Origin of the sequence: Bacteroides sp. 43_46 (genome assembly GCF_001915455.1) — a bacterium.
In the GTDB taxonomy this organism is placed as follows: domain Bacteria; phylum Bacteroidota; class Bacteroidia; order Bacteroidales; family Bacteroidaceae; genus Bacteroides; species Bacteroides caccae.
Window position 1 is genome coordinate 32773 of sequence record NZ_MNQN01000040.1, and the last position, 10355, is coordinate 43127.

The 10355-nt window shown below is 40.5% G+C and carries 11 protein-coding genes and 1 tRNA gene; 6 read left to right on the forward strand and 6 right to left on the reverse strand.

The annotated features are described in order from the left end of the window. The first annotated feature begins 12 nt into the window (after nt 1-12). The 5 genes from BHV72_RS03995 to BHV72_RS04015 are packed head-to-tail and all read left to right on the forward strand — an operon-like array spanning nt 13 to nt 4768. Nucleotides 13-576 carry a DUF3575 domain-containing protein gene (locus BHV72_RS03995; RefSeq protein ID WP_005682367.1) on the forward strand — a complete coding sequence of 188 codons (564 nt, stop codon included), beginning with the start codon at nt 13-15 and terminating at the stop codon, nt 574-576. A 13-nt stretch (nt 577-589) separates the two neighbouring features. Next, the gene (locus BHV72_RS04000) at nt 590-781 is read left to right on the forward strand and encodes a hypothetical protein (protein WP_005682368.1); all 192 of its coding nucleotides are present in this window, start codon (nt 590-592) and stop codon (nt 779-781) included. Between the two features lie 41 nt (nt 782-822). After that, a complete protein-coding gene (locus BHV72_RS04005) occupies nt 823-2238 on the forward strand; it encodes a DUF3868 domain-containing protein (RefSeq protein WP_286854837.1) in 1416 nt (471 codons plus the stop codon). A 24-nt stretch (nt 2239-2262) separates the two neighbouring features. Further along, nucleotides 2263-3759 carry an Mfa1 family fimbria major subunit gene (locus tag BHV72_RS04010; protein ID WP_005682370.1) on the forward strand — a complete coding sequence of 499 codons (1497 nt, stop codon included), beginning with the start codon at nt 2263-2265 and terminating at the stop codon, nt 3757-3759. 34 nt (nt 3760-3793) lie between these two features. Then, nucleotides 3794-4768 (forward strand): FimB/Mfa2 family fimbrial subunit, encoded by a 975-nt coding sequence (locus BHV72_RS04015; RefSeq protein ID WP_005679261.1) that lies wholly within the window; start codon nt 3794-3796, stop codon nt 4766-4768. Nucleotides 4769-5062: 294 nt separating this feature from the next. Here the strand turns inward: BHV72_RS04015 and BHV72_RS04020 are convergent, their stop codons facing one another. The 6 genes from BHV72_RS04020 to BHV72_RS04045 form a co-directional block, all read right to left on the reverse strand. After that, entirely contained in the window at nt 5063-6256 is a 1194-nt protein-coding gene (locus BHV72_RS04020; protein ID WP_005679260.1) for an acyloxyacyl hydrolase, read from the reverse strand. Continuing rightward, nucleotides 6253-7197, reverse strand: a complete 945-nt coding sequence (locus BHV72_RS04025) for a hypothetical protein (RefSeq protein ID WP_274666228.1) — start codon at nt 7195-7197, stop codon at nt 6253-6255. Before BHV72_RS04025 ends, BHV72_RS04020 begins: the two co-directional genes overlap by 4 nt. A gap of 117 nt (nt 7198-7314) precedes the next feature. Continuing rightward, nucleotides 7315-8043 carry a DNA repair protein RecO gene (gene recO, locus BHV72_RS04030; RefSeq protein WP_005679258.1) on the reverse strand — a complete coding sequence of 243 codons (729 nt, stop codon included), beginning with the start codon at nt 8041-8043 and terminating at the stop codon, nt 7315-7317. Between the two features lie 60 nt (nt 8044-8103). Then, complete coding sequence (locus BHV72_RS04035) at nt 8104-8682, reverse strand: preprotein translocase subunit SecD family protein (protein WP_055170079.1); 579 nt, start codon at nt 8680-8682, stop codon at nt 8104-8106. A 62-nt stretch (nt 8683-8744) separates the two neighbouring features. Further along, the gene (locus BHV72_RS04040; protein WP_005682376.1) at nt 8745-9326 is read right to left on the reverse strand and encodes a hypothetical protein; all 582 of its coding nucleotides are present in this window, start codon (nt 9324-9326) and stop codon (nt 8745-8747) included. Between the two features lie 12 nt (nt 9327-9338). Beyond that, nucleotides 9339-9812 (reverse strand): RNA polymerase sigma factor, encoded by a 474-nt coding sequence (locus BHV72_RS04045; RefSeq protein WP_005679255.1) that lies wholly within the window; start codon nt 9810-9812, stop codon nt 9339-9341. A gap of 418 nt (nt 9813-10230) precedes the next feature. Here BHV72_RS04045 and BHV72_RS04050 point away from each other — a divergent pair. After that, a tRNA-Glu gene (locus tag BHV72_RS04050) sits at nt 10231-10302 on the forward strand. The last annotated feature ends 53 nt before the right edge of the window (nt 10303-10355 follow it).

A 10355-nucleotide genomic window follows, 5' to 3' on the forward strand; every position in this document is an offset into this window, starting at 1 on the left:
CCGGCAGACACAATGAGATATTTCATAACCCTACTCATATTATTTGGTTGTCTTGACGGCTATTCACAGAAAGTAGCCGTCAGGCTCAATGCGCTTCCGGCAACAGACGGAGCCTTCGGAGCCGGAGTCTCTTATGGGATAGGGAATAAAAGCACTGTCGAGTTGGCCGGAAGCTTACGGCCATGGAAGCGAAGCGAAATGTACGTGAACCGTTACTGGTTGATACAACCTGAATATAAATACTGGACTTGTCAAAAGTTCAACGGATTTTTCTGGGGAGGGTATCTCAATGGAGCGCAATTCAACGTCGGAGGGAAAAAACTACCTTTCGGCATATTCGCTGACCTCAAGAAATATCGGTACGAGGGCTGGCTCATCGGGGGTGGCATCAGTTGCGGATACCACTGGATGCTAAATGACCACTGGAACGTAGAAACGAGTCTCGGAGTAGGATATGATTTCATCCGTTACAAGCAGTATAATTGTGTCAGGAAATGTGCAGGACTACGCAATAAAGGACAGTATCATTATATAGGGCCCAGCAAAGCCTCTGTAAGCTTAGTTTATCTATTTTAAAGAGAAGAACAGTATGAGAAGTATATGGAAAGTTTGGTTTTCAAAACGAAGAAAGATTTATTTTCGGATAGCACGCAAATTCCATACTACCCCATGGAAAGTCTATCGGTTGGGACATGGTGGAATGAGCAAGAATAAGAAAGATATAAAAATATTGGAAGAGTTACAACGATATGGAGTAATCTCCTATATCTACCCTTGGTGATATTATCACATAAAAATGAAAAAATATAGTTTACTACAAGTATGAAAACAGGAGGTTTTTTTATTATTACGATTATTCTATCCCTTTCGATACAGGCTCAAACGGTTGTAACGAAAGAGACAGGAACTATTCGTCCAACTTCCTCCAGTTTGTATAAGGCGGGGAAAGAACTGGTGGTTTCTATTTCAATAGATATCACACGGGATCTCTCGTCCAATGAATCAATGGTACTGGTTCCTATTGTCTGCGATACTCTGGAACATCGGTTGAAACTGCCTCCGATTTATATCAACAGCCGGAAACAACATATTGTTTTCCTACGGGAGACAAGTAAAAAAGAAAAGTCTGCTCAAGCATTACAAAGGAAAAACGGGAATAAGCAGACGATGCATTATTTGCAATCCGTTCCATTCGAGCAATGGATGAATCAGGCTACCCTCTCGCTAATAGAGAAGAGTTGCGGCTGTGGCATTCCCGACGCGGAAGATTTCATCTGCATTGCCCGTTTACATCCACGGCCTACATTCGTTCCGCAACTTGCCTTCCTGACCCCGCAAGTTGAAACATCAAAGATCAGAACGGAAAAAGGTTCCGCATTCATTGATTTTCCTGTCAATGTAACTGCTATTCATAAAGAATTCAGCAATAACGTAATAGAACTGAATAAGATCATTGAAACAATCAACACTGTAAAAAACGACAGCAATGTAAGCATCACACGCATCAGCATTCATGGATATGCATCACCTGACGGTCCGCTTCAACTAAACGAGCGACTGGCTCGCGAACGTACCCGGACCTTGAAGGAATATGTATCCCAACTATATCCATTCGACGGCAAATACATACATACGACCTACACACCTGAAGACTGGGAGGGTTTTGAGGCACTTCTTAGCGACACAACTTTTCAAGACAAAGAAGCTATCATGAAAATTGTGACAAGCAATATGCATCCCGACCGTAAAGAAGAAATAATAAGAATGAGGTTTCCGGCATTCTACCGTTTTGTATTGAAACACTGGTTTGTCATACTGAGACATTCCGACTATACCGTCGAGTACCACGTACGTCCGTTTACAATAGAAGAATCACAAAAAGTATTCGATACAAATCCTAAAAATCTCAGTTTGGAAGAGATGTTTCGTCTCGCACTCACATATACACCGGGAAGTGCAACTTACAACAAGATTTTTATGACTGCCGTACAATTGTTTCCGGACAATCCTACGGCCAATCTGAATGCTGCCTGTATAGCATTGATACAAAAAGACACAAAAACCGCAGCCGTCTTTCTCGAAAAAGCTCCGCCATTACCGGAAACGACGCTGGCCAAAGGTGTCTTATGTTTCCTGCAAGGCAACTATAAAGAAGCAGAGGCACTATTCCGGCAGTCGAAAGACGCAGGACTGTTACAAGCCGACGATAACTTAAAACAGATTTTAGAAGTAAAATAATTATTCAATTAAACTCAAAACAAAATGAAAAGATTCACACAACTAATGTCACTGTTGTTTATGGCAGCAGTCACACAGTACAGTTGCATCAATGATGCAGATGTAGCTTTTTCCGATGAGAGCCACACGGATTCAAACGGCAATCTTGCCCTATTCTTTGAAATCCCCAATGAGAACCACACCCGCAGCGCCGAATCATCAGGCGTGACAGAGACTGGCTCAAAGGATGAATATGCAGTAAAAAGTCTGACAGTCTATCTGTTCGATTCGACCACTAAAAGTCTGAAAGACCAACAAGAACTGAAGAACATCAGACAGGTCAAAGGAGAAGGGGAAAATATACAGTATACCGCTGACAGAATTACCGTAAATCCGGGTACATACAATATCTTTGCCATTGCCAACGGGAAAGCAATCACCAAAGAAATCACCATGCAAGACGATTTCTTAAATGCTGTCGATGAAGTAACGTACAGTACAGGAAAGATTCCAAATGTACCCACAGAGGGCTTTGTTATGACAAACCGTGGTGCAGCCAACCTGAACATAGAGATAAGCAAGCCTACTGACTCGGACAAGATAACCAATGTATCTATCGGTCTTGAGCGTGCCGTTGCCAAAATCGAACTGACCCAAAAACAAGAGACTTTTCCCCTGAAAGATCCCAACGGAGAGGTGTATTGTACCATAAAACTCAACACATTCAGAATGTTGAACCTGGCAACTAAATTCTACACATTCCGCCACACAGCCACATTGAATAGCTTTCAGGAGCCGGCTTCGTATACGGAAGAAAACTTTGGTGACATTCCCGATGTCAACGGTTATCTAATCGATCCTTATTTCTTCAAGAAAACAGTGGAAGGTGCCAAAGATTTCACAAATGCCGACGGTTTCTTCGCACAAGCATTAGTAGATACTGACATCAACGACAATAACTGGGCAGGTATGGCACCAGCCAATAGCTGGTCATACATTTACTGTCTGGAGAACTGTATGTTCGTTGATGCACAATTGAATGCATACAGTACCGGAGTAATGTTCAAAGCCAACATGGACATCGCCACTAACCGCGTTTTCGACGAAAATGGTACCAATATAAACAATCCGTCCAACTGGCCTACCAAGATGTTCTATTTCAATTATAACTTCTACATCAGTGTAGATGCAATACGTAAACAGGTTCTGAATAACTTACCGTCAGATGTCACAGACGATTCGGACACAGAGACTCTTGCCAAATACAGTATCAAACGTTTCCAGAAAACAGAAAACTACTCATGTTACTACAACTACTGGATCAAGCACGAGGATAATTATGAATCTACAGAAATGGGTGTAATGGAATTCGGTATTGTCCGTAATAATATATATCGTCTGTCTGTCAGCAAAGTGGCAGGACTCGGTAGTGGAGATCCTTACATTGAGCCGGAACAACCGGACGAATATAAGGCCGAACTGGACATCAATATCAATGTTTTTCCATGGGCCGTACGTAATCAAGATGTAGAACTTGAATAAGTAGTACCGGCCAACTGAATTAAAATCATCATAAATGCGTTCATTTCTACTACATATTATCTGCATTGTCGCGTTGTTCTCGTCCTGTGATTGGGTGAATGACGATTTATCAGACTGTCCTACAGGAACTTGGTTAAAGATATCATATACCTATAATATCCTGAACGTGGACGCTGCATCTACGCAGGTAGGCGACATTACCATTCTTGCCTTCGACAAGAATGACAAGTATGTGGATCGATTGGACGTAGACAGTATAACATTACATCAAGGCTACTGCATGGTAAGACTACCGTTTCCCGAAGAAACTTATCACCTGCTTATATGGGGAGGGATATCCGGCTACCAGTATCAGCTCCCGAATCTCAAGGCTGGACAAACTGAACGGAAATCTCTGAATATATCGCTGGCATGTGACAATAAGAATCAGTTTAACAGGAAACTGAATGCACTCTTTCACAGTAGCCTTGAAAATATTACTATCAGTGAAGAATATCAGGTCATCACTGCCGGACTGGTGAAAAATACGAATTACTTCTCGTGTATCCTACAGGATGAGAACAATCTTCCTCTACGACAAGAGGACTTCGCTTTCACCCTAGAATCCACCAACGGTGTAATAGACTATACAAATACTCCTGTCGGCACAACTCCGACTTGTTATCTTCCATATCGACAGGAACTGTCTCTGACTTCCGAACAAATCCCCATCATTCACGCCAGATTAAATACACTGCGCATCATGAAGGGAGACGACACAACATTATCAATAAAACATACACCAAGCGGGAAAACTATTCTGCACCTACCACTCACCCAATATTTATTGTTATCAAAAAATTATCCTAATAACATAGGTGACATAAGTGATCAAGAATATCTTGACCGAGAAGATTCTTACACACTCATGTTCTTTATACAATCATCGGACACGGGGATTCCGAGGATTCCAACAATGAAAGTAAACGACTGGATTATACGTCTGAATGATTCTGAACTAGGATCATAGAAAATTAAGAAATAAGTATTTATACAACATAATATAGGTGAGATGTAAAAAAGGCTACTGTGAAGTACCCAAGCGGGCTTTTGCCCTCATAGCATATAAATATTCCCACTCAAATAAAACGGCATAATCTTTGAGAAACCGTTTTATTCATTGTTTGTTTTGTTTGTATTAAGTGCATCCATTCCAAGAGAGGAACGGATGCACTGTTTGTTTTATAGATGACTAGAATATCAAAGCCTTATCAACTTCTGAAATAATAGAATTAAAGAAGCTATATGAAAACAATACAGCCTTTCATCTTTTGTCATGGAACCGATATCCAAGCCCCAGCATCAGATTGTTGGGATCCTTAAACTTGCTCAACTGGTATCCAACGTGCAGGAACAAGTGGCGTGTGACATAAGTTTTGAGAGCTAGAATCTGGTAGAATCCCTGCGTATCATCTCCATGGCATACCAGATTCCGTCCTAGCCCGGCATTGATTGAGAAAATGGGCATTACCAGTTCTGCACGGAGGGACAACCCCACTGCAAATTGCTCACGAAAAGGAGGACGATGAAACTTTAAATCGCCCGAATAACTTCCTTCCAATTTATAATCTTTGATATTGGCACTCTCGTCATACTGCGCATCCACAGAAAGGCCCGCCCGAAAATAGTTGTTGAAGTTATACATTGGAGCAAAGTTGAGACCTGCAATACCAAACGAACCGGGAACCAGACTCGGTATATTGTCCTTTACGAATCCCCTCTTACGAGTGGCACCGTATATTACCAGATCATAACTGACATGCGGCTTTATAAATACCCGCTTGGGGGATACTGTTCCGAGTGTCTCATCCGCATCTCCAAAGGTGCGTACAATGCCGACTCTCCCACCGATCACATTGAGTCCACCATTAGGATAATGCGTGTTTCCGTTAGAAAAATGTGTGAAGTCCACACCTGCGGCCAATTTCCATTGCGGATGAAGCTGCCAGTTCAAGATAAACCCCAGATTGATGTATGCATTGATTTTAGAACCGATAACCTCATTCTGCGGATTATATAGCCCGTCATATTTCTTCCAACCGAAAGAAGCACCGAAATTCCACTCGTAATCAAATGACAAGAGAGGCGAAAGTTGTACAATAGGTGCCCCCTGAAAAGCATATACCACCACCGGATTTCCAAGTTCAGCGGGAGAGTGGAAGGTATTATAAGATACACCTATCCCCTGATAGGCATGGGGGTACAGCCGGCCTAATCGGGAATCTTTATTGAACCGGAAAGCATACTTCAGATGTAGGGAAAGTGACTGGTCAATGGTCTTCTGCCGTGCATTATCTCCTTCCAGAAAGCTGTTTGTCGGAGCTACATACCCCGGACGAATATCAAAACCAATCTGATGCTTCACAATTGTCTGAGCCTTCAGATTCCCGCCAACTACAGAAATCGTCAACAGACAAATAATGTATAGTAACCGTCCGGTATTCATATCTTTAGTCATTTGATATTTTCTCGTGTTATGTAATATGCAGCAGGCATTTTACTTTGCAACGTGCCGTTTATGGTCCGCCGTTTCCCGGTCTTTGGGTGAACAGCATAGAGGGCGTATCTAGTTTCAAACCAGTAATACTCTATCAGCACAGTGATACGCTGGGTCGTATAAGGTGGAATAGAGACTTCTATCTGTTCCGTATTGGAAAAAGGTAATGTTTGCTGCTTGGAAGTATATCGCACCTGTTTACCGTTCATCTGCAAATGACCGTTTTCTACGCTTGGTATCTCTACTGTCAGGTTACTTTCTCCCAATAGTTGAAAAAGTTCCGGCATGTCGCTTCTGAACATCACTTCATGATAAACATTCTCGTAAGGAGACAGTAAACACGGATAGTCAATACCCCAGCCATTAGGTTGCACAAAACTCCTTTTTGCTTCGATTCTTTTCTCATAAGAATCCTCGTCTAAAGAATAATAAGTGATATGATCAATCACATACCTGTCCGATGGTGAAATATCAACGTATATCTCCTGAGACTCATATTCGTTGCTCACCGTGAGTTTGAATTGAAAGTGAGTAGAACGGGCATTCTCTTCTACTGCAATCTTCAGTTCCCGGGGATTACTACGTTCGATAGTGAAACCGATCAATTCCTCATTGCACACAATCTTACCCTGTCCTTTAAGGTATGGAAATTGGTCCGTTGTTATCAGATCACCATCCGCATCATACACTGCATACGAATAGGTAAAACCTTCATCATACGTATACACTCCCAATACGTCCCAATTGGAAGAAGCAAACCGAATGATTTTGGTATCGCCATTGCCATCCAAAGTCAGTTCGGAATCGGCAGACCGGAAATCGTCAACAAATACATCACCGTTACAACCATAAAACACCAATAGAATAAGAATATATTCCGTTAAGTTTATGAATATCTTCATGTTGTTTAGCTCTAGTCATTACATTGAGGACAAAAGTAATATATATTTTTAGAACTCAATGGCTTTAACCGATGTAAAAATATAACTAAAGTTACATACAACAAGCGAATAACAAATCTAATCAAACAATTCTTTCAGTACTTCCAGTGATTTCAAAGCCGGGAAATCCGGCAGATGCAAGCGATAATAGTCATTCATAATGGTCAGGCAACGAGCACGTTCCGCACGACTCATGCCGAAAAGATGCATTGTTTCATAATTCATGCGCATCAACTGGCGGAGTCGCCCTGCCTCCTCAGGATTAATATAGGAAGAATGCAGTTGGGGACGAATGGAAGTGAAACAGGCATTCAGCAAATCAAAATAATCGCCTGTATGGTAGTCTTCCAAATTAGGGTAAAGCCCCAAAAAGCGGGAAAGTCTCATCAAAAACACCAGATGAAAATTGGCAAAACCTCCCCCACACTCATCCAGCCAAATAATTGAATGTTGCAAATAAGCGAACAAAGGACGATTCTCTGCCTCCTCCCGAACTGCCCGATAGAGGAACTCTGACAAGAAAAGTGCCATTGAAGATTTATACGGGTCATAGGGAATAGAAGAAAAGGGATAAAAAGATTTCGCCTCCTTGATGCGATAAAGTGTCGCATTCGGACGATAATCGGCCTCAAACTCAATGAAAGACAACGGTTGGAACAGAACAGACTTCACTGCCGCCTTTCGCGAACGAGGTACTGCGACAAGAAACGAAGCCCTTCCGGACAACTCCGTATACATATCTACAATGATAGAAGTATCATTATATTTGAGCGTATGAAGAACTATTCCTTTTGTCTTTTGCAGCATATACTTGCATATTTCAATCCGGTAGCAAAACTACAAAAAAAATGCGACCAATGCCCTATTTCATCCTGAAACAGTCTTTTTAATCTTCCGTACTTTTAAGAATCCAAAACACATAATAACCAGAAGTAAACCAATGAGCCCCCCTCTTATGAGCCAGAAAGTGAATGTAGATTCTCCTTGGCCTACTTCATCTGTAAAGCCGAACTCACTTTTACATCCGGCTTCCTGAAGAATCTGTTGATAAAGCAGTTTCATATCGTAGGCCTTATCCGTAGCAATAAAGAATTTGCCACTCTCTATCTTACAATTCACATAAGGAGCTGTAAGAATGACACCATTGAATAAGAATCCGATATGCTTGCCTATTGACTTTTCCGTCGCTTCAGCCCAAGTCGTTTTATGAGAGTCGTCCAATACTCCGAGAATACGGTAAGCCATATTGTCCTCGTTCGAGTCCGACACTGAATCCAGTTTTATCCTTGCGAAATCTTTCACTGTCACAATCGGGTCTGCCGACAAACTGTCATGCTCCATATCAATCACATAATACCAGCCGTTAGGACGGACAGAAGTACTCTCAAATGAAGAAAAGCCGCACCAAAGAAGCAACAAAAAAAAGATAAATAAAATAGTTCTCATAATATATTTAATTTAGAGTGATTATCGGAAATAGTTAGTAAATAGGAACATAAGCTATTCAATCAGTTATTTTGTATCATATCTTCCAGCCTTCTCAATTCTTTATTCGCTTCAAGGAGTTGTCCCACTTTCCGATATAAATGCCGGAATACAAAGATATCAAGAATGACCAGCAACAACACAATACCTACAATAATACATCCCCGTACAAGAGTAGCATAAATGATGAACCAGGCAAGGAACGGAACAAAAGCAACATAAGTACTGATGTATCCCCAATAAAGCGATGATTTATACTGCAAAACATGAAGAATCTGGCGTTCCAAATCATATTTCATGCATCCTGCTTGTTTGAGTTTATAATACTGAAACAGATTTATCCCGAAGGGTACCGAGATGGCAATAAAGAATACTATATCCGACATGGCCAGGAAAAAGGGGTCAATCAGAATGTAAACTAAAACATTCAAAAACAAAAAAAACAGAATCCCCAGAGAGATCCGTTCATACCATAATAACCGGTTATAGCTGGTCATTCTCTTCTTTGCGAGCATTTCTTCAACTTGCTGCCTTTCGACAACTTCCTGACAGTTGATCTTATCATTAAATTGTCCCCATGCCTTTTTTAGTTCATCAAATTCCATATTATATTCTATTTATCGGTTCGACATCTTTTTCAGTTTCTCTTTAATACGATGAATACGGATGGCCACATTATTGCGACCCACTCCTACTATTTCCGCTATTTCATCATAACTTTTTTCATCCAACCAAAGCATAATATACATCTTATCTACATTATCTAATTGATGTATAAGCTGATACAGATGTTTCATGCATTCGTCATGTTCGCAATCATCCAGTATATCTATGTCTTGTTTCAATGGTACATAATCATAATTCTTCTTTTTCCGCAGGTTTGTGATGCAAGTGTTGAGTGTAATCCGATATATCCATGTGCTCACGCTACTATGACCTTTAAAGTTCCGAAAGCTCTTCCACAAACTAAGAACGACATCCTGATACAAATCATTAATATCATCATTGTCCCTCGCATACATAAAACATATCTTATAAATGATACGTTTGTTCTGCAATAGCATATCTATAAATTCTTTATTGTCATTCATCGTTCTTAGCATTTGTCCCGTTAGTCGTCAAAATAATCATTTAGTTACAAAGAGAAACATAAAAAACTGCATTTTTATGACTTTGCAGATTTCTTTTTTAAACCGGATTACATTCTTACAAAGAAAAAACAAGTTCGCGATTTAAATCGGAAATAAACTTTCCTATATATTAAGGTATACAAGTATATATACTTCCCGGTATTTTTAAGAGAGCGTACATTTTCTCACAAAAAAATCTGCCATTTATTCCACTGATTTTCAATATAAAACAAAACATCAAGAGAAAAAAACGACTATTTTATCGAAAAAAATTTAATGAATAGTTTGTCAGTTTCAAAAAAGTTCCTACCTTTGCATCCGCAATCGAGAAACAAACACTGATTCGAGAAAGCAAAATGCAGAAATGCAACAACAGGATGGCCCGTTCGTCTATCGGTTAGGACGCAAGATTTTCATTCTTGAAAGGGGGGTTCGATTCCCCCACGGGCTACAAGTAAAAAGAATAAAGAACTAAAAAAATAGATTAGTCGAAATGGCAAATCA

Excerpts from the sequence above, each read along its gene's own strand:
- BHV72_RS04020 (WP_005679260.1), bottom strand. The coding sequence starts at position 6,256 with ATGACTAAAGATATGAATACCGGACGGTTACTATACATTATTTGTCTG.
- BHV72_RS04045 (WP_005679255.1), bottom strand. The coding sequence starts at position 9,812 with ATGAATGACAATAAAGAATTTATAGATATGCTATTGCAGAACAAACGT.
- BHV72_RS04010 (WP_005682370.1), top strand. The coding sequence starts at position 2,263 with ATGAAAAGATTCACACAACTAATGTCACTGTTGTTTATGGCAGCAGTC.
- BHV72_RS04015 (WP_005679261.1), top strand. The coding sequence starts at position 3,794 with ATGCGTTCATTTCTACTACATATTATCTGCATTGTCGCGTTGTTCTCG.
- BHV72_RS03995 (WP_005682367.1), top strand. The coding sequence starts at position 13 with ATGAGATATTTCATAACCCTACTCATATTATTTGGTTGTCTTGACGGC.
- BHV72_RS04035 (WP_055170079.1), bottom strand. The coding sequence starts at position 8,682 with ATGAGAACTATTTTATTTATCTTTTTTTTGTTGCTTCTTTGGTGCGGC.
- BHV72_RS04040 (WP_005682376.1), bottom strand. The coding sequence starts at position 9,326 with ATGGAATTTGATGAACTAAAAAAGGCATGGGGACAATTTAATGATAAG.
- BHV72_RS04000 (WP_005682368.1), top strand. The coding sequence starts at position 590 with ATGAGAAGTATATGGAAAGTTTGGTTTTCAAAACGAAGAAAGATTTAT.
- recO (WP_005679258.1), bottom strand. The coding sequence starts at position 8,043 with ATGCTGCAAAAGACAAAAGGAATAGTTCTTCATACGCTCAAATATAAT.
- BHV72_RS04025 (WP_274666228.1), bottom strand. The coding sequence starts at position 7,197 with ATGAAGATATTCATAAACTTAACGGAATATATTCTTATTCTATTGGTG.
- BHV72_RS04005 (WP_286854837.1), top strand. The coding sequence starts at position 823 with ATGAAAACAGGAGGTTTTTTTATTATTACGATTATTCTATCCCTTTCG.